This window comes from Burkholderia sp. KL41 (assembly GCF_057005415.2).
In genome coordinates, this window is the sequence record NZ_CM174447.1 from 2,918,333 (window position 1) to 2,937,158 (window position 18,826).

The following is an 18,826-nucleotide window of genomic DNA, read 5'->3' on the forward strand; positions in this document are numbered from 1 at the left end:
TTTCGAATCCGGACGCTTCGCCGGCCGCTTCCGGCAAAGCGTCCAGCCGCCCGCGCGTGGCCGGGCGCGGGCAGTCACGCCTGTCGGCCGCCAGTTCGCTTCACCACATACAACATCGACCGGTATTGGAGACAATCATGAAAAAGCTCGTTCTCGCCATTGCGCTCGCGCTGACGGCAGGCGCCGCCGCCGCGAAGGACCCAGCGGTCCTGCGCCTCGGCGTCGACCCCAGTTATGCGCCGTTCGAATCGCTCGCGCCCGACGGCAAGCTCGTCGGTTTCGACATCGATCTCGGCAATGCGATCTGCGAACGGATGAAGGTGCGCTGCGTGTGGGTCGAGAACGCGTTCGACGGGATGATCCCGGCGCTGAAGGCGCGCAAGTTCGACGGCGTGCTGTCGTCGATGAGCGTGACCGAGAAGCGCCTCGCGCAGATCGCATTCACCGACAAGATCAACAACGTTCCGCCCCGGCTCGTCGCGCGGCGCGGCTCGAACCTGCAGCCGACGCCCGAATCGCTGCGGGGCAAGAGCGTCGGCGTCGAGCAGGGTTCGACACAGGAGACTTACGCGCGCACGTACTGGGAGCCGAAGGGCGTGATCGTCCGCACGTACCAGACGCAGGATCTCGTCTACCAGGACCTGCTGTCGGGACGGCTCGATGCATCGCTGCAATCGTCGGTGCAGGCCGACCTCGGTTTCCTGAAAACCGCGAAGGGCGCGAACTTCGAATTCGCGGGGCCGCCGCTGCACGACCCGAAGACGCTCGGCGTGGGTTCCGCGATCGGCGTGCGCAAGGATGACGACGCGCTGCGCACGCAGATCAACCAGGCGCTTGCGAGCCTGATCCAGGACGGGACGTACCAGCGGATCGCGAAGAAGTATTTCTCGTTCGATATCTACAACTGACGGACGCGTAGCGCACGACACGAAGAGGCGTCGCACATGAATGCGCACACCTCTTCTTCGTTCACCGAACGATATCGACTACGCCGCTCGCTGCAATAAATCCGTTGCGAAAGACCTCGCATGCTCGACGGCTTCCTGCGCGTCGCCGAACACGCCGAGCTGATCCCAGTGTTCCTCGGCGCCATACGTACCCTTCACGGCAAGCGCCCGCTGAACGCTCAACTGCGCTGCGTACTTGCCATCCTCCAGCGGTCGAGCCGTCGCCACCACCTTGTGCGGAGGACTGGCGCGCTCCGGCTGAATCAGTTCGACCGCACCGCCGGCCGTGTCGGCGTACATCAACTCGTTCCTGGCTTTGCAGTCCGGGCAGTAGAAGCACCACCCCGCGTCCTCCTGATGGGGTCTGACCTGCCCGCGTGCGAGCACGGCGCGGCATTCAACGTTTTCGCAGATGAACGGCATGGCAGTCTCCGAAGTTGTTTGCGGAAAATCCTAGCATGTCCGCCGAAGGACAACCACCGTCTTCGTCATCGACATGGGCACCGGGCGGGTGATGCGGATCGCCGGGCCGACCGGACGCTCGCGACCCCGACGTCACCCGGGCTAAACTGTCTGCCCGACCGACGAACCGAGCCATCCCTCATGTTGATCCGCGTTGCAACCCTGTCCGATGCCATCCCGCTTGCCGAATTGAAGCGCGACACGTTTCGCGAAACCTTTCTGCAGGACGGATTCGGCATCGACTACCCGCCGAACGACCTGGCTGCGTACGAGGCCCGAACCTACTCGGTAGAAACGATCACGGGCCAGCTCAACGATCCCGAATGCCGCACGTGGGTCGCTGAAAGCGACGACGGCACGCTGGTCGGCTATGCGCACGCGGGGCCGTGCAAGCTCCCGCACCCGGACGTCGCGGAAGGTTCGGGCGAGATCCATCAGATCTACCTTCGGCGGGGTACGCAAGGAACCGGCGCCGGACGCGCCCTGTTCGACTCCGCACTGGACTATCTGGCGACGGAACGGCCCGGCCCGGTATGGCTTGGCGTGTGGTCCGGCAACGCGAAGGCGATTGCCTTCTATGAGAAGGCAGGGTTCACGCGTGTCGGTACGTACGATTTCAAGGTCGGGGAATCGACCGATCTGGAATTCATCTATCGACGCTGAGGCGGTGGGCGAAAACGCGGGGGCAATCGACACGCTGCAGCCAACCACGGCATCGTCGCCGATTCGGCGGCGCTGCCGAACGAACAAGCCGGCCACGCCGGCCCGCCACCGCACGACAACGCCCACCCGCCCGCTCAATAGCGGCTCCGCCCCCACAGCGTCTTCGGCTCGTCGAGCAAATGACGCAACCCGCTGCGCTCGATCGTGATTGCCGCGACTTCATTCACCCGTTCGAGCACCGCGTTCTCGTCGACCGACAGCACGCGCCGATCCTCCATCAGCACCCTTCCGCCCACCATCGTCATGCACACGTCGGCCGCGTTCGCGAAGCACGTCACGCGATACACGGGCATGTTCATCGGCATCATGTGCGGCCGGAACAGGTCGACGAGGATGAGGTCGGCGAGCTTGCCGGCTTCGAGCGAACCGGCCTCGTGATCGATCGACAGCGCCTTCGCCGCGTCGATCGTCACCATCTCCAGCACCTTGCCGTGCGGCAGCACGTCCGGGTCGCGGAAATGCCGGCGGTGGTAATGCATGCACTGCCACATGTGGCGGAACATGTCGTAGCCGCGATCGGGCGCCGCACCGTCCGATGCGATCGCCACCGTCACGCCCGCATCGATCAGCTCGGGCACCGGGCAGCGCCCGATGATCGACATGATCGCGCTCGGGTTGTGGACGATCGCGGTGCCCGTCTCGACGCACGCCGCGATGTCGTCGTCGGTCAGGTCGATGCTGTGCGACATGAACGACGTCGGGCCGAGCAAGCCGAGCTCGCGATGCGCGAACGCGAGCGTGCCCGCGCGGTGGCCGTCCTGCGTGAACGTCAGCCCGCGCTCGCGTGCGAGCGCGCCGTAGCGGGCGGCCTGGTCGCGGAAGTCGTGCTCGTATCGCGCCAGCTCGGGATCGTGTTCGGGCCCGTACACGGGCAGCGTGAGCGCGATGCGGATCCGGCCGTCGGCATCGCCGTGGCATTCGTCGACGATGCGCTCGCATACGTCGAACATCGTGTCGAAACCGATGTCGCGCGTGTCGCTGCCCTCCGGCGTGTGGCGCGTATAGGCACGCGGCGCGGGCGGCCGCGACGGGCCGACCGCGACGATCGAGCGCGTACCGGTGCGCACGACCGCGTCGCAATGGCGTCGCGCGTAGGCCGGATCGTCGACGCGCATGATCGAATTGCCGCCGCCGAGCAGCGACACGCCGGTCGTCACGCCGGCCTTCAGGCGTTCGAGCGCGGCGAGATGCGATTCGGCCTCCCAGAACGCCTCGTCGGACGCGCGCGTGTAGATCGTCTCGGCCGCGGCCGACCACGCATCGCCGTCCGCGCCGCCGATCGTGCGCAGCATCGCGTGGCCCGCGTGCGCATGCGCATCGATCAGGCCCGGCAGCATGGCCTTGCGGCGCGCATCGATCGTGCGCGCGGCACGGTAACGCGCCTGCAGTTCATCGGTGCCGCCCACGGCGACGATGCGCTCGCCCTTGACCGCGACCGCGCCGTTCTCGATCACGCGCCGCTGCAGGTCCATCGTGATCACGCAGCCGTTCGCGATCAGCGTGTCGATCGCTTCGCGGTCGTCCTCTCGCATGCCCCCTCGCTTGTCCTCGGTAGTCATTGTTCAGTGTCCTGTTGTGGTTCGATGGGTCTTGCTGCCATCCAGTGGCCGAGTGGCCGAGCGGCCGGGCCGCCGGGTGGAACCCCGGCGGCCCGGCGACGGCGTCATGCACGAAAAACCGTCACGCCGAACCGACCGGCGCGGCGACCCGCGCCTTCAGCTTGCGCTGCACCGCGCTGATCACGACGAACACCAGCGCGTTCACCGCGAGCGCGACGAGCCCCGGGTTGATCGACGTCAGCGTGTTCGATGCGCCCGGGAACAGCGACGCGAGCGTCACGCCATAGTAGTTCGTCATCGCGATCACGATCGCGCCGGCGACGATGCCCGCGAACGCGCCTTCACGCGTGCCGAACGGCCGCTTCAGGAAGCTCGAGGCGAGCATCGGCACGAGCTGCGTGAGCAGGCTCGACGAGAAGATCGCGAGCGTGACGAAGGTCGCGCCGCCGCGCAGCACGAAGTAGACGACCACCAGCGTGAAGATCGGCAGCGCGATGCGCGCAACGCGCGTCACCTCGCGGTCGGTCGCGTTCGGCGCGAAGCCTTCGCGGTAGATGTTGCGCGCGATCGTCGTCGATGCGTTCAGCATGATCAGCGATCCCGGCACCAGTGCGGTGAGCAGCCCCGTGCCGCCGACGATGCCGACGAACCACGCAGGGAACGTCTGCTTCACGAGCCGCAGCAAAGCGAGATCGGTCTGCGCGCCTTCGAGCCCGTGCACGGTCATCACGGCCGCGAAGCCGACGAGGAACAGGAACGCGATCAGCACCTGGTACAGCGGCATCAGGATCACGTTGCGGCGCAGCGCGCGCTCGTCCTTCGCGACGTAGATCGCGGTGAAGCCGTGCGGATACAGGTAGTAGCCGAGCGACGTGAGCAGGATCGTCGAGTTGTACCAGCTCAGGTTGAAGCCGTGCTCCGGCATGCGCAGCAGTTCGGGATGCGCGGCGTCGATCTTCGCGAACATCTCGCCGAGCCCGCCGTAGTAGTGCATCGGCAGGTACAGGCCGAGGAAGATCGCGATCGCGAGGATCAGCACGTCCTTGAAGATCGCGATGCTCGCGGAGCCGTGGATGCCCGACACGACCATGTACACGGCCATCAGCGTCGCGGCGATCCAGATCGCGGCCGCCTGCGGAATCAGCCCATATGACATCTCCGACACGATCACACCGAGCCCGCGCAACTGGATCATCAGCAGCGACACCATCGCGAACACCGCGACGATCGACACCAGCACGCCGATCGCGCGGCTGTCGTACTTCGACGCGAAGTAGTCGGCGAACGACACGAGCCCGCGCGCCTTCGCGTAACGCCAGATCGCCGGCAACATCCAGTAGCCGATCACGAACGCGAGGCAGCCGTACGACAGGATGTAGAACGCGGGCACGCCCTTGCTGTAGGTCCAGCCGCTCGCGCCGAGGAACGAGAACGTCGAGAACGCCTCGCCGGCCATCAGCAGGAACGTGAGCAGCGAGCCGAAGCCGCGCCCGCCGACCGCCCACTGCTCGAGCGTGAGCTTGCGGCCGCGGCGCGCCATCACGCCGATGGCGAGCGCGAACACGGCGAACGCCGCGATGATGACGATCGACGCGTTCATCGCGCGTCTCCCGAACGGCCGGCGCGGGCCGCGTCGCGCTCGTCGAGATGGAACAGGATCGCGAGAATCGCGGCCGTGGCCGCCATCCAGACCAGGTTCCAGACGAGCAGGAACGGCAGCCCGAACAGCATCGGACGCGCCTCGGCAAGCGAGCCGCCCGCATACATCCCGACGAACGGCAACGCCGCCAGCAACAGTTTCAGTTTCATGAGTGCCTCCTCCGGAAGACGCGCGTGTGCGTCAGAACATCAGAACTTCTGGCGGATGCCGACCACCACCGCCACCTGCGACGTCGTCGTCGACGCGCTGTCGGTGCCGTCGATCCATGCGTGGCCGACACCCGACGACGCCTTCTGGTAGAAGCCGTTCACGTACACGTCGGTGCGCTTGGACAGCAGGTACTGCACGCCGGCCGATACCTGGTGGTAATGGCCGCTTTCGCTGGCGCGCGCGACCTGCGTATAGGTGTAGCCGGCCGCCGCCATCAGCGCGGGCGTGACCATGTAGCGCAGGCTGCCTTCGTAGTTGTTGAAACGCAGCGCGCCGCCCGTCGCCTGGCCGAAGTTCGAGCCCGTGTACAGCAGGCCGAGCGTTGCCGGCCCGATCGCGTAGCTGCCGCCCGCCCCCCAGATCTGCTGGCGGATCGCGCTCCCGAGGCTCGCACCGAACACCGATGCCGACGACGGATAGTAGTTGTCCGAAGCAACTGCGCCGCTCGTGCTGACCGCCGGATGGTTCACGCGCGCATACGCGGCGCCCGCGTTGAGCGGCCCGTTCACGTAAGTGACGCCCGCGCTCCAGCTGTTGTCGTTCGCGAAGCCGGTCGAGTTCGAGAAGCCGTATACGAGGTTCGCCTGCAGGCCCGCGATCGTCGGTGACACGTACTTCACCGCGTTGTTGAGACGGAACGTGTTGTTGATGTCGTCGTTGTCGAACGGGTGCGTCGAGTACTGCGCGAGGAAGCTGCTCATCTGCAGCGAGCCGAGGATGTCCTGCGTCGAGTTGTACTGGCGGCCGAGCGTCACCGCGCCCCAGTTCGCGCCGCTCAGGCCGACCCATGCCGAACGCCCGAACATCCGGCCGCCCTGCCCGAGCGCGCCGTTCGCGACGTTGAAGCCGTTCTCGAGGCGGAAGTTCGCCTTCAGGCCGCCGCCGAGATCCTCGGAGCCGATCAAGCCCCAGCGCGGCCCCGATTCGTTGCCGCCCGTGAACTGCCACAGCGAATGGCCTTTCGCGTTGTTCGTGTAGGTCACGCCCGCGTCGACGATCCCGTACAGCGTCACCGTCGACTGCGCGTGCGCGGCGCCGGCAAACAGCATTGCGATCGCGGCACCCATTGCGGCACCCGTCGCGACGCCCGTCTTCCCACCCTTCATTCGCACCATCTCCATCATCTCCTCTCCAAACCTGCTCATCGATGTTGTGTTTTGTCGGTCCTGCCCATGCATCCCGACCGGGTTGTATAGACAGTCGCTGGATGGTATCCAGCCGCAATCACATCAAGAAATGAAATGTTCAACTGGCCGGCAGTTGAAAATCGAATGAGAGGCGATGGAGGGGAAATGAGCGGGGGTCACGCGACCCCGCAAGGGAAACGAAAGCACGCAGGCCCGTTGGACGCGGTACGTTTTGATCGGACGTGAATGGCTTGCGTAAGCAAGCTGACGAAACGGCGACGCGTGAGGCGGCTATACGGTTTTCCCTGATAACCCGTGCATCGGCCGCCGCAACGCGGCATCGAACGGATTGGTACGTGGCCCGATCGCGTCGGCCTGGCGCCGCAGCAGTTCGACGACCATCGGCATCCGGTCGTCACCGAGGCGTGACGCGAGCGTGCCGACGCTCAACGCGCCGACCGGATAGCCAGTGCGATCGAGGATCGGCACCGCGACACCGGCCATCCCGTCGAGCACGCCGCTGTTGCGGCCCGCGTAGCCGAGCTGCCGCACGCGTTCGATCTCGGTACGCAGGTACACCTCGTCGAGCACGCCGTAGCCGCGAATGCGCGGCACGTTGAAGCGGATCACTTCCTCGCGTTCGGCTTCCGGCAGGAACGCGAGGATCGCAAGGCTGCCTTGTCCGACACCAAGCGCGATGCGGCCGCCGATGTCACCGGTAAACGAACGGATCGGAAACGGCCCTTCGCACAGGTCGAGACACACGGCGTCGAAGCCGCTCTTCACCAGCAGGAAGATGGTCTCGCCGAGGCTTGCGCACAGCCTCAGCAGCGCGGGACGACACAACGTGCGCATGCTGCTCGGGTTGCCGGCCTGCGCGGCGAGCGCGAAGAAATCGACACTCAGGCGGTACAGCTTCGACTGCTCGTCCTGTTCGACCATCCCTTCCGCGATCAGCGATTGCAGGATCCGGTGCGCGGTGCCCTGCGTGAGGCCGACGGCCTTTGCCAGATGCGTGACGCGCACGCCGTCCTGCTGCATGCCGGCCAGCGCGCGCAGGATCGCGAACGCGCGCTGCAGCATGCCGGTGCCCGGTGCGCCGGCCGCATCGGGCGCATCGACGGCGTCCTCGTCCGGGCGCGGCGCGCGTGCGGCCGGCGACGTTCCGGTCGAATTGGGTTCCTGCATGCCGGCTCTCCTCGATGATTTCATTGAACGGAATACGTGAGCCACCATTGTCGTCCCGCCGAAATTCCGCGGGCATCCGGGTGTGCACGGGATTGACGCGTGCATTTCGCGGCATTGCCACGCGCCACCCAGCGGAACGATCCGCCCGCGATTTCGCCAACCGTTCCGGTCAATAGAATTTTTCCGAAATTCCTCCCGTTCATCAGAATTCGAAATTGACGCGCCGAAATATGGCTGGCTAGAGTCCGCCACATCGGTACACCGGCCACGCGGTGTGCGAACCCGGAGCTTCCCATGTCGTTTCTCACGCTTACGGATCTGACGAAAACATTCGGCGAGCTCACCGCCGTCGCCGACGTCAACCTGTCGGTCGAACAAGGCGAATTCGTGTCGCTGCTCGGGCCGTCCGGCTGCGGCAAGACCACCACGCTGCAGATGATCGCGGGCTTCGTCGACGTCACGCGCGGCCGCATTGCGCTCGACGGGCAGGACATCACGCACCTGAAGCCGAACCGGCGCGGGCTCGGCATCGTGTTCCAGAGCTATGCGCTGTTTCCGCACATGAGCGTCGCCGAGAACGTGGGCTTCGGCCTCGACATGCGCGGCGTCGACAAGGCCGAGCGCGCCGAGCGCATCCGTGCGGCCCTCTCGCTCGTGCGTCTCGACGCGCTCGCGCACCGCTTCCCGCGCGAGCTGTCGGGCGGCCAGCGGCAGCGCGTCGCGATCGCGCGCGCGGTCGTGATCGAGCCGCCGGTGCTACTGCTCGACGAACCGATGTCGAACCTCGACGCGAAGCTGCGCGAGGACATGCAGTTCGAGCTGCGCGCGATCCAGCGCAAGATCGGCACGACGACGATCATGGTCACGCACGATCAATCGGAAGCGCTGTCGATCAGCGATCGCGTGGTCGTGATGGAAGCCGGCCGCATCACGCAAACCGATACGCCGTACCGCGCGTACGAACGCCCGGAGAACCGTTTCGTGTCACAGTTCATCGGCAAGGCGAACCTGCTGCCCGGCACGATCGTCGCGCACGACGGCGATGCGATCCGCATCGACCTCGGTCACGATCTCGCGGAAACGGGCCGGACCGCGCACCTGCCGGCGCGAGAGCGCGACATGCGCATCGGCGACGCCGTATCGGTGTGCATCCGCCCCGAAAAGCTGCGGCTGTGCGCGCCCGACGCGGGCCGCTTCGCCGCGACCGTCACGAGCCGCTTCTTCCTCGGCAGCCAGTGGCTGTACCGCGTCGACAGCGCGCTCGGCGAGGTGCTCGTGTGCTGCCAGAACGAAGGAGCGGAGCCGCTCGCGGAAGGGGCGCCGGTCGGGATCGACTGGCACAGCGACGCGGTGCGCGTGATGCGCCGGGAGGCCTGAATGGGACAGCCTACCCGTCCGCTCCCGACCGACGGCGCGCCGGCCGCGCTCACCCGCTCGGTCACGGTTTCCGCTGACGCCGCACCAGCACGCGCCGCCGCGCACACGATGCGCGCGACGTGGCGCGCACATGCGCCGCTGTGGTTGATGTGCGCGCCCGCGTTCGCGCTGTTCGCCGCGCTCGTGCTCGTGCCGCTCGCGATGACGTTCATGCTGACGTTCTACCGCTTCGATCCGGCCACCGGCCCGATCGCCGCGTTCCAGTTCGGCAACTACGCGGAAGTGCTCGGCTCGTCGTACTTCCACACGATCTTCGCGCGGACGTTCGGCATCGCCGCGTTGACCACCGCGATCTGCGTCGCGATCGGCACGCCGGAGGCATACGTGCTGTCGAAAATGCGCGACCCGTGGCGCTCGCTGTTCCTGCTCGCGATCCTCGCGCCGCTGCTGGTGTCGGTCGTCGTGCGCGCGTTCGGCTGGAGCATGCTGCTGAACACGAGCGGGCTCGTGAACCAGGCGCTCGGGCTCGCCGGCCTCGGGCCGTACAAGCTCGAATACACGACCTTCGCGATCGTGATCGCGCTGGTGCACGTGATGCTGCCGTTCATGGTGATCCCGGTGTGGACCGCGCTGCAGCGGCTCGATCCGCAGACCGAGCATGCGGCGCTGTCGCTCGGCGCATCGCCGTTCACGACGCTGCGCCGCATCGTGCTGCCGCAGCTGATGCCGGGCGTGCTGTCGGGTAGCCTGATGGTGTTCGGGCTGTCGGCGAGCGCGTTCGCGATTCCGGGCCTGCTCGGCGGACGCCGGCTGAAGGTCGCGGCCACGGCCGTCTACGATGAATTCCTCGGCTCGCTGAACTGGCCGCTCGGCGCGACGATCGCCGTGCTGCTGCTGGTCGCGAACCTCGTCGTGATGCTCACTTACTACCGCGTGCTCGAACGCCGCTACGCGCGCAGCCTCGGAGGCGCATCGCGATGAGAAAGAACGGCCCCTTTGCCCTCGTCTTCCACACGCTCGTGATCCTGTTCGTGCTCGCGCCGCTCGTGATCGTCGTGCTCGTCGCGTTCACGCCCGACGAGACGCTGACACTGCCGACACACGGGTTCTCGCTGCGCTGGTTCCGCGCGATCCTCGACTATCCCGACTTCGTCACCGCGTTCTTCAACAGCGTGAAGCTCGCGTTCGCGTCGGCGACGCTGTCGCTCGCGATCGCGCTGCCGGCGGGCCTCGCCATCGGCCGCGCGACGTTTCCCGGCCGCGCCTTCCTGAACGGGCTGCTGCTGTCGCCGCTCGTGATTCCCGGCCTCGTGCTCGGCATCGCGCTGCTGCGCTTCTTCGCGCTGATCGGCGCGACCGGCTCGTTCGCATGGCTCGTGCTCGCGCACATGGTCGTCATCACGCCGTTCGTGATGCGGCTCGTGCTCGCATCCGTCGCGGGCCTCGACCGCAGCATCGAGCAGGCCGCGTGCTCGCTCGGCGCGGCCCCGTGGACGACCTTCCGCCGCATCACGCTGCCGATGATCGTGCCCGGCATCACCGGCGGCTGGCTGCTCGCGTTCATCAACAGCTTCGACGAACTGACGATGTCGATCTTCGTCACGTCGCCGCAGACGGTCACGCTGCCGGTGCGCATGTACATGTATGCGACCGAGTCGATCGACCCGATGATGGCGTCGGTGTCGGCGCTCGTCATCTTCATCACCGCCGGCGCGATGCTGCTGCTCGATCGCGTGTACGGCCTGAACCGCATCCTGATCGGCCAACACTGATGACGACTTCCGTTTCCCGTTCCACCGGCATCCCGGACGACGGCGCGCAGTTCGTGCGCGTCGCCGAACGCGAACGTGCCGCCGTCGCGTTCACGCTGGACGGCCGCCCCGCGCTCGCGCTCGCCGGCGACACCGTGCTCACCGCCATCCTCGTTGCGCAGCGCCGCGTGCGCGTGAGCGAATTCAGCGGCAAGCCGCGCGCCGGCTTCTGCCTGATCGGCGCGTGCCAGGACTGCTGGGTGCGCACCGAGACCGGTGCGCGCGTGCGCGCATGCTCGACGCCGATCGCCGAAGGCATGCGGATTCTCACGTCCGCCCGGCCGGCCGCGACCGGAGACGCAGCGTGAGCGCCGCACTGCAACCGGTGATCGTCGGCGCGGGGCCGGCCGGCGTACGCGCGGCCGAAGCGCTGGTCGACGCGGGGCTGCGCCCGGTCGTGATCGACGAGAACGCGCGCTGGGGCGGACAGATCTACCGGCAGCCGCCGGCCGACGGCGCCTTCGCGCGCGGCAAGCGCACGCTGTACGGCTTCGAGGCCGCGAAGGCCGACGCCGTACACCGGACGATGGCCGCGCTGCTGCCGCATGTCGACTACCGGCCGAATACGCTTGCCTGGTCATGCGATGCAGGCCGCGTCGACACGCTGCAGGATGGCCGCGAAGTGACGGTGCCCTACTCGCACCTGATCATTGCGAGCGGCGCGACCGACCGCTTGTTGCCCGTGCCGGGCTGGACGCTCGCGGGCGTCTATACGCTCGGCGGCGCGCAAGTGGCGCTGAAGGCGCAGGGTTGCGCGATCGGCCGTCGCATCGTGTTCGCGGGCACGGGCCCGCTGCTTTACCTCGTCGCTTACCAGTATGCGAAGGCCGGCGCGCAGGTCGCGGCCGTGCTCGACACGAGCCCGCTGCGCCGCCAGGCCGCTGCCGCGCCCGCGCTGCTGCGCATGCCGTCGACCTTCGCGAAGGGGCTCTATTACATCGGCTGGCTGCGCGCGCACGGCGTCGCGATCGAAACGGGCGTCACGCTCGAGCGCGTGCTCGGCGACCCGCACGTGACGGGAATCGCATGGCGCGCCGCCGGTGACGGCGCACCGCCGCGCCTGCTCGACTGCGACGCGCTCGGTCTCGGCTTCGGCCTGCGCTCCGAAACGCAGCTCGCCGATCTCGCCGGCTGCCGGTTCAGGTTCGACCCGCTTAACCGCGCATGGCTGCCCGAGCGCGACGCGGCCGGCCGCACGTCGGTGCGCGGCCTCTACGTCGCCGGCGACGGCGCGGGCATCGCGGGCGCCGACGCGGCCGAGGCATCTGGCCGGCGCGCGGCACTCGCGTTGCTCGACGACGCCGGCATCGCGTCGCCCGTGCCCTCCGGCAAACCCGACGGGGCGACGCTCGAACGCACGCTCGCGCGCGTCGCCGCATTCCGGGCGGGCCTCGAAGCGGCGTTCGCGCCGCCGGTCGAGCAGGCCACACGCTGCGCGGACGACACGATCGTGTGCCGCTGCGAGGAGGTCGATGCAAGGACGCTGCGCCGCTGCGTCCGCGACGGCGCGGCAACCGAGCTGAACCGGCTGAAGGCGCTGACGCGCGTCGGAATGGGGCGCTGCCAGGGTCGCATGTGCGGCGACGCGGCCGCGCTCTTGCTGGCCGCCGAAACCGGTCGCCCCCTCGCCGACGTCGGACGGTTGCGTGCGCAACCGCCCGTGAAGCCGTTCCCGATCTCGGCCGCGCTGGCGGGCGACGATGTCGCGGCGATTCCCGACGAGGCACGCGATGAATGAGACCCGGCATTACGACGTCGCGATCGTCGGCGGCGGCCTCGTCGGCGCGTCGGCCGCACTCGCGCTGACGCGGCGCGGCTTGCGCACCGGGCTGTTCGAGCGGCGCGATTGCGGTGCGCAGGCGAGCGGCGTGAACTACGGTGGCGTGCGCTGCCAGGGTCGGCCCACCGAACAGCTGCCGCTCGCGCTGCGTGCGCGGCGCATCTGGGATCGCCTGCCCGAACTGATCGGCATCGACGGCGAATTCGTCGTGTCGGGCCACCTGCGGCTCGCGCGCAGCGACGCCGACCTCGACGCGCTCGATGCCTACGCGACGCTCGCCGGCGAACACGGCCTGCCGCTGCAGGTGATGCGCGGCGATACGTTCCGGCGGCGTTACCCGTGGCTCGGCCGTGCGGCGCTCGGCGGCTCGCTGTGCGAGACCGACGGTCACGCCAACCCGCGCCTCGTGTCGCCCGCGTTCGCGCGCGCGGCCCGCGCGGCGGGCGCGGACGTGTTCGAGCACACCCCCGTCGACGACGTTCACCACGACGGCACGCGTTTTCACTTTCAGGCAGGCGGCCGCGCCTGCACCGCGACGTGGCTGATCAACTCGGCCGGCGCGTGGGCGAACACGATCGCCGAACGCTTCGGCGAAGCCGTGCCGATGGAGCCGATCTACCCGAACATGTGGGTGACCGAACCGCTGCCGCAGTTCATCATGCACAACCTCGGCGTGTATGGCGGCGGCGTGTATGCGCGGCAAGTCGCGCGCGGCAACTGCGTGATCGGCGGCGGGCGCGGCCGCGGCGACGGCGAATTCGGCCAGCCCTCGGTCGATACGACGCGCGCGGTGATGCGCGATGCCTGCGCGCTGCTGCCTGCGCTGCGTGACGCACTGCTGATCCGCACGTGGAGCGGCGTCGAAGGCTGCACGCCCGACCACAACCCGATCATCGGCGCGAGCCGCACGACGCCGCGCCTGCTTCATGCGTTCGGTTTTTCCGGCGGCGGCTTCCTGCTCGCGCCGGGCGTCGGCGACGTGCTCGCCGATCTCGTCACGACCGGCGAAACCGCCACCCCGCTCGATGCATTCTCGATCGGCCGCTTCTTCCGCGAAGCCGAGCCGACCGCCCCTTTCCGTCAAGAGGAGACCCACAAATGAAACTGCCCGCAACGATCGCGGCGGCCGCCGCCCTCTGCATCGCAGGTGCCGGTACGCCCGCGTTCGCGCAAACGAAGACGATCTACGTCGGCATGAACGGCGGCCCGATGGAGAAGGCCTACACGAGCCAGGTACTGCCCGACTTCGAGAAGGCGAACAACGTGAAGGTCGTCGTCGTGCCCGGCACGTCGTCGGACGTGCTCGCGAAACTGCTCGCGAACCGCAACAAGCCGCAGATCCACGTCGCGTTCCTCGACGACGGCGTGATGGCGCGCGCGGTCAGCCTCGGCGTGTGCCAGAAGCTCGACGATTCGCCGGTGCTGAAGGAGTTGTATCCGTTCGCCCGGATGAAGGACGACGTCGGCGCGGGTGTGCAGCTCGGGATGACCGGCATCGCGTACAACAAGAAGCTGTTCGCCGAGAAAGGCTGGACGCCGCCGACGTCGTGGATGGATTTCGCCGATCCGAAATACAAGGGCAAGGTCGTGTTCCAGTCGGCGTCGAGCAGCACGTTCGGGCTGCACGGCTTCCTCGCGATCAACCGGCTGCTCGGCGGCAACGAGCAGAACGTCGAGCCCGGCTTCAGCAAGTGGGCAAGCACGGTCGGGCCGAACGTCGTCGAGTACATCCCGAACTCGGCGAAGATCTCGGAGATGGTGCAGACCGGCGAAGCCGGCCTGTTCCCGCTCACACCGACCGGCGTCGGCGACCTGCAGGACAAGGGCATCCCCGTCGCTTACGCGAACCCGAAGGAGGGCCCCGTGCTGCTGCTCGTCGACCTGTGCGTGGTCGCGAACAATCCCGATCCGCAGCTCGCGCAGAAGCTCGCGCAGTTCCTGCTGTCCGCGCCCGCGCAGACGAAGGCGGCCGAGGCCGGCAAGCAGATTCCGACCAACCGTCTCGCGAAGATGCCCGCCGCGATGCAACAGAGCCTCGGCAATGTCGACGATCTCGTGCGCAAGGTGACCGTGGTCGACTGGACCGCGATCAACGCGCGCCGCGCGCAGTGGGATACGCGCTGGAACCGGCAGATCGAGCGGTGACGGCATGCCGGGCGCGCGGGCACGGCCGCGCGCGGCATGACCATCATTTGCGGGAGTGATGACACTCCCCTTTTTCTGCGGATTTGACCGGGGAGCGGCGGGCCGACAACACTAGCCCGCAGTGCCGCAAAGACGGCACGCGCCCGCCCCCCTTCAGAGTCCGCCATGTACCCGACCGACACCGTGCAATCCCCGAGCGCCGCCCGGCCGCTCGCCGACCGGCAGCTGCGCCGGATCGTCATCGCCTCCGTCGCCGGCAACGCGATGGAGTGGTACGACTTTTTCGTGTACGGCACGGCCGCGGCGCTCGTGTTCGGCCACGTGTTCTTTCCGCCCGGCGCGTCGCCGCTCGCGGGCAGCCTCGCCGCCTTCGCGGCATTCGCGCTCGGCTTCGTCGCGCGGCCGCTCGGCGGGATCGTGTTCGGCCACGTCGGCGACCGCTACGGGCGCAAGGCGTCGCTCGTGTGGACGCTGCTGATCATGGGCGCATCGACCTTCGCGATCGGCCTGCTGCCAACCTATGCGCAGGTCGGCCTGTGGGCACCGGCGGCGCTCGTCGTGCTGCGCCTGCTGCAAGGCATCGCGTCCGGCGGCGAATGGGGCGGCGGCGTGCTGATGATCAGCGAGAACGCGCCGCCCGAGCAGCGCGGCTACTACGCGGCGTGGAGCCAGCTCGGCGTGGGCGGCGGCTTCGTGCTGTCGTCGGCCGCGTTTCTCGCCGCGCAGGCGCTGCCGGACGATATGTTCCGCACCTGGGGCTGGCGGCTGCCGTTCCTCGCGAGCATCGCGATCTTCGCGATCGGCATCTATATCCGTCGCCACCTGCCCGAAAGCCGCGACTTCGAGCAAGCCGGCCAGCGCGGCGCGCACACGCATCTGCCGATCGTCGAGTGCATCCGCCGCCATCCGAAGGAAATCCTGCTCGCGATGGGGCTGCGCGTGGCCGAGAACGGCGGCGCCTACATCTTTCTCGCGTTCTCGCTCGTCTACGGCAAATACGTCGGCATCCCGAACGGCGTGATGCTGACCGGCGTGATGATCGCGATGATCGTCGAGATGGGTGCGATGCTCGCGTGGGGACGGCTGTCCGACCGGATCGGCCGCAAGCCCGTGTACCTGATCGGCGCGCTGAGCCTCGTCGCGTGCGCATTCCCGTTCTTCTGGCTGCTCGACACGCGCGTGACGCCGCTCGTCTGGCTTGCGCTGACGGTCGGCACGGCCGTCAGCCACGGCGCGATGATCGGCACGCTGCCCGCGCTCGTCGGCGAGCTGTTCAGCACCGAGGTGCGTTACTCGGGCGTCGCGCTCGGGCATGAAGTCGCGTCGATCTTCGCCGGCGGGATGTCGCCGCTGATCGCCACCGCGCTGCTCGCGCGCTATCACGCATCGTGGCCCGTGTCGCTGTTTCTCGTCGCGCTCGGCCTCGTCACCGTCGCGACGCTGTGCGTGATGCGCGAAACGCGGATCGTGAGGGCCGCTCCCGCTGCTCCCGCTACCAACACGCGCGGCGACACGGCGTGACCCCGACGCTTCGATCCGCGCAAGCGGGCCGATCCGCACCGGCGGGCGGCGAACACGGCGGCGGCCGGCACGGCCGTTCCAGGCGCGTGCCACCGGCCGCGCCCGCCACCCCGGCGCGCCGCCTAGTTGCCGCCCTCCCGCCGCGCACCGTCGAACGCCGGCGCGAGCCCGAGGTGATCGAGGAGCCGCGCGAATTCGCCGAGCCGCTGCCGCATGTACGCGGGCACGTCGACCGCCGCATAGTCGTGGAAGCCCGCACCCGTGCGCACGCCGTCGCGCCCGGCTTCCATGTTGCGCACGACGCTCGCGGCCGGCGCGAAACGCGGGCCGATCTCGCCGGCCAGGTACTTCGACGCGTAGTACAGGATGTCGCAGCCGCCCCAGTCGATGAATTCGAGCAGCCCGAGCACCGCGAAGCGCGGGCCGAAACCGGTGCGGATCGCCGTGTCGATGTCCGCCGCGCTCGCGACGCCCTCCTCGACCATCCGTGCGGCCTCGTTCATCGCGAGCGCCTGGATGCGCGGCACGATATAACCGGGCGCCGGCCCGCAGATCACCGGCTTCTTGCCGACACGTTCGAGCAACGCGGCGAGCGATTCGACGACGGCCGGATCGGTCGCATCGCTGCGGCTGATCTCGACGAGCGGCATCAGCAGCGCGGGGTTCAGCCAGTGCGCGTTCAGCATCCGCTCCGGATGCGCGACGTAGCGTTGCAGCTCGGTGACGACGAACGTCGACGTCGTCGACGCGATCGTTGCATGCGCACCGACATGCGCGCCGAGCCAGCGCAGCGCGTCGGCCTTCGCATCGAGCACTTCGGGCAACGCCTCGAACACGATGCCGGCCTGTCGCACCGCATCGGCCGCACCGTCCCGGGCGACGAGCGCGATGCGCGCGACCACGGCTTCGGCCTGCGCGGCGTCGATGCGGCCGAGCGCGACCTGCGCATGCAGCGGCCTCTCGATCTCGTCGCGCGTGCGTGCCTCGAAGGCACGCCATCCGGCCGCGTCGCGCGGCTTGAAGTCGACCAGCGTCACGTCCAGCCCCGCGAACGCGAACACGAGTGCGATCCCCTGCCCCATGCGCCCCGCGCCGAGCACGTGGACACGCGTCACATCGGCGCCCGCCTTCATGCCGCGTACCCCGCGTCGAGCAGCGCGCGCATCGCGTCCATCGACAGCGCGGCGAGCCCCAGCCGCTCCAGCGTGCGGCCTTCCGCATACAGGTCGCGCACCGCGACCGCGCTCGCAATGCTCAGCAGCCCCTGCGCGACGGGCGTCGGCACACCGGCCCGGCGCCCGCACGACACGATGAACGACAGCCCGAGCCGGGTGTCTTCGAGCATGTAGCGATGCGTGCGCAGATCGATCTTCTCGCGCCAGTCGCCGCTATCGGTCAGCTTGCCGTGCGCGCCGCGCCCGTACATCCATTCGTCGCCGTCGGTCGCGTAGTGATCGGCAAGCGGGAAATGCGGCGCCGGGTAACCGAGCGCCTCGCGCACCACGATGCGTTCGGCGTCGAGCGCGTTCGTCACGCGGCGGATCGACGGCTGCGTGCCTTCGTTGTGGATGTCCCATGCGTCGAAGTGTTCGAGCGGCCCGGCGTTCATCAGGATCAGCGGCGGATGGATCACGGGGCCCGCGTTCATCAGCGCGCCGGACAACGCATCCTCGACCGGTTCGACCGACGGATAACCCGCGCGCAGCACGTCGAACGCCCAGCCGGACGCGTTCGCCGGAAACACGCCGGTCGGCAGCCGCGTCGCGTACGCGCTGATCACGACGTCGTTGTCGCCGTGCCTGCGCACGAGATACGGCAGCGTGCCCGTCTCGGCGAAGGCGACGCGCGAACGGTTGCCGGCATCGGCCGCCGCGCGCGCGAACACGACGCTGCCGAACGTGCCGGGCGGCAGGAACACGACCTGGCCGTCCTCCAGCAGCGGCGCGACCTGCGCGGCGAGCGCGTCGTGCGAGGTGGCCGGCAGCGGCACCACGACGAGCCGCGCGCCGCGCAACGCGGCCGCGAGATCGCCGGTCAGGCGGATCGCGCCGGGCGCGTCGCCGAGCGGCACCGTCCGCTTGCCGCGATAGTCGGTCACGTTCAGCACGCCAAGCTCGCGCAGCCGCGCGTGCGGCTCGCGGTCGCGCCGCCACCACGTCACGTCGTGGCCTTTCTCGAACAGGTCGATGGCCGCCGCATGGCAGCCGTGGCCGCCGCCCAGAACACATACCTTCATCGTCTTCTCCCGGTGAATGAGTGCTTCCGAGACTACGCGCCCGCCCCCGCCGCGTCGCTTCAAAACGCGCAACGGCGCGC

18 protein-coding genes are annotated in these 18,826 nt (G+C 68.5%); 10 read left to right on the forward strand and 8 right to left on the reverse strand.

Features of this window, described 5'->3' with window-relative positions; all coding sequences use genetic code 11:
- The first annotated feature begins 137 nt into the window (after positions 1 to 137).
- Positions 138 to 908, forward strand: a complete 771-nt coding sequence (locus PQB87_RS30415) for an ABC transporter substrate-binding protein (protein WP_027790860.1) — start codon at positions 138 to 140, stop codon at positions 906 to 908.
- Between the two features lie 78 nt (positions 909 to 986).
- On the opposite strand, the gene PQB87_RS30420 is transcribed toward PQB87_RS30415, so the two are convergent.
- On the reverse strand, positions 987 to 1,370 hold the full coding sequence (locus PQB87_RS30420; RefSeq protein ID WP_048020274.1) for a hypothetical protein: 384 nt from the start codon (positions 1,368 to 1,370) through the stop codon (positions 987 to 989).
- A 228-nt stretch (positions 1,371 to 1,598) separates the two neighbouring features.
- Here PQB87_RS30420 and PQB87_RS30425 point away from each other — a divergent pair, with 228 nt between their 5' ends.
- Positions 1,599 to 2,072, forward strand: coding sequence for a GNAT family N-acetyltransferase (locus PQB87_RS30425; RefSeq protein ID WP_489243170.1), 474 nt, complete (start codon positions 1,599 to 1,601; stop codon positions 2,070 to 2,072).
- A gap of 134 nt (positions 2,073 to 2,206) precedes the next feature.
- Here PQB87_RS30425 and PQB87_RS30430 read toward each other — a convergent pair whose 3' ends face one another.
- The 5 genes from PQB87_RS30430 to PQB87_RS30450 all read right to left on the reverse strand — a co-directional run bounded on the left by PQB87_RS30430 (position 2,207) and on the right by PQB87_RS30450 (position 7,876).
- Positions 2,207 to 3,691, reverse strand: a complete 1,485-nt coding sequence (locus tag PQB87_RS30430) for an amidohydrolase family protein (protein WP_489243171.1) — start codon at positions 3,689 to 3,691, stop codon at positions 2,207 to 2,209.
- 121 nt (positions 3,692 to 3,812) lie between these two features.
- Complete coding sequence (locus tag PQB87_RS30435; protein WP_222155412.1) at positions 3,813 to 5,291, reverse strand: sodium:solute symporter family protein; 1,479 nt, start codon at positions 5,289 to 5,291, stop codon at positions 3,813 to 3,815.
- Positions 5,288 to 5,500 carry a DUF3311 domain-containing protein gene (locus tag PQB87_RS30440; protein ID WP_059687666.1) on the reverse strand — a complete coding sequence of 71 codons (213 nt, stop codon included), beginning with the start codon at positions 5,498 to 5,500 and terminating at the stop codon, positions 5,288 to 5,290. The genes PQB87_RS30435 and PQB87_RS30440 overlap by 4 nt, the downstream gene beginning before the upstream one ends.
- Positions 5,501 to 5,539: 39 nt before the next feature.
- Positions 5,540 to 6,676 (reverse strand): porin, encoded by a 1,137-nt coding sequence (locus PQB87_RS30445; protein WP_404842540.1) that lies wholly within the window; start codon positions 6,674 to 6,676, stop codon positions 5,540 to 5,542.
- 303 nt (positions 6,677 to 6,979) lie between these two features.
- A complete protein-coding gene (locus tag PQB87_RS30450) occupies positions 6,980 to 7,876 on the reverse strand; it encodes an IclR family transcriptional regulator (protein ID WP_489243172.1) in 897 nt (298 codons plus the stop codon).
- Between the two features lie 294 nt (positions 7,877 to 8,170).
- Here PQB87_RS30450 and PQB87_RS30455 point away from each other — a divergent pair, with 294 nt between their 5' ends.
- The 8 genes from PQB87_RS30455 to PQB87_RS30490 all read left to right on the forward strand — a co-directional run bounded on the left by PQB87_RS30455 (position 8,171) and on the right by PQB87_RS30490 (position 16,510).
- Entirely contained in the window at positions 8,171 to 9,253 is a 1,083-nt protein-coding gene (locus tag PQB87_RS30455; RefSeq protein WP_059687664.1) for an ABC transporter ATP-binding protein, read from the forward strand.
- Positions 9,254 to 10,234, forward strand: coding sequence for an ABC transporter permease (locus PQB87_RS30460; protein ID WP_060065059.1), 981 nt, complete (start codon positions 9,254 to 9,256; stop codon positions 10,232 to 10,234).
- A complete protein-coding gene (locus tag PQB87_RS30465; protein ID WP_489243173.1) occupies positions 10,231 to 11,025 on the forward strand; it encodes an ABC transporter permease in 795 nt (264 codons plus the stop codon). The genes PQB87_RS30460 and PQB87_RS30465 overlap by 4 nt, the downstream gene beginning before the upstream one ends.
- Positions 11,025 to 11,372 carry a (2Fe-2S)-binding protein gene (locus tag PQB87_RS30470; RefSeq protein WP_111939072.1) on the forward strand — a complete coding sequence of 116 codons (348 nt, stop codon included), beginning with the start codon at positions 11,025 to 11,027 and terminating at the stop codon, positions 11,370 to 11,372. Before PQB87_RS30465 ends, PQB87_RS30470 begins: the two co-directional genes overlap by 1 nt.
- Entirely contained in the window at positions 11,369 to 12,802 is a 1,434-nt protein-coding gene (locus PQB87_RS30475) for an FAD/NAD(P)-dependent oxidoreductase (RefSeq protein WP_489243174.1), read from the forward strand. Before PQB87_RS30470 ends, PQB87_RS30475 begins: the two co-directional genes overlap by 4 nt.
- Positions 12,795 to 13,946, forward strand: a complete 1,152-nt coding sequence (locus PQB87_RS30480; protein WP_489243175.1) for an NAD(P)/FAD-dependent oxidoreductase — start codon at positions 12,795 to 12,797, stop codon at positions 13,944 to 13,946. The genes PQB87_RS30475 and PQB87_RS30480 overlap by 8 nt, the downstream gene beginning before the upstream one ends.
- A complete protein-coding gene (locus PQB87_RS30485) occupies positions 13,943 to 14,989 on the forward strand; it encodes an ABC transporter substrate-binding protein (protein ID WP_489243176.1) in 1,047 nt (348 codons plus the stop codon). The genes PQB87_RS30480 and PQB87_RS30485 overlap by 4 nt, the downstream gene beginning before the upstream one ends.
- 165 nt (positions 14,990 to 15,154) lie before the next feature.
- On the forward strand, positions 15,155 to 16,510 hold the full coding sequence (locus PQB87_RS30490; protein ID WP_226214856.1) for an MFS transporter: 1,356 nt from the start codon (positions 15,155 to 15,157) through the stop codon (positions 16,508 to 16,510).
- Between the two features lie 122 nt (positions 16,511 to 16,632).
- Here the strand turns inward: PQB87_RS30490 and PQB87_RS30495 are convergent, their stop codons facing one another.
- Positions 16,633 to 17,643 (reverse strand): 3-hydroxybutyryl-CoA dehydrogenase, encoded by a 1,011-nt coding sequence (locus PQB87_RS30495; RefSeq protein ID WP_489243177.1) that lies wholly within the window; start codon positions 17,641 to 17,643, stop codon positions 16,633 to 16,635.
- A complete protein-coding gene (locus PQB87_RS30500) occupies positions 17,640 to 18,746 on the reverse strand; it encodes an NAD/NADP octopine/nopaline dehydrogenase family protein (protein WP_489243178.1) in 1,107 nt (368 codons plus the stop codon). Before PQB87_RS30500 ends, PQB87_RS30495 begins: the two co-directional genes overlap by 4 nt.
- Positions 18,747 to 18,826 lie beyond the last annotated feature (80 nt).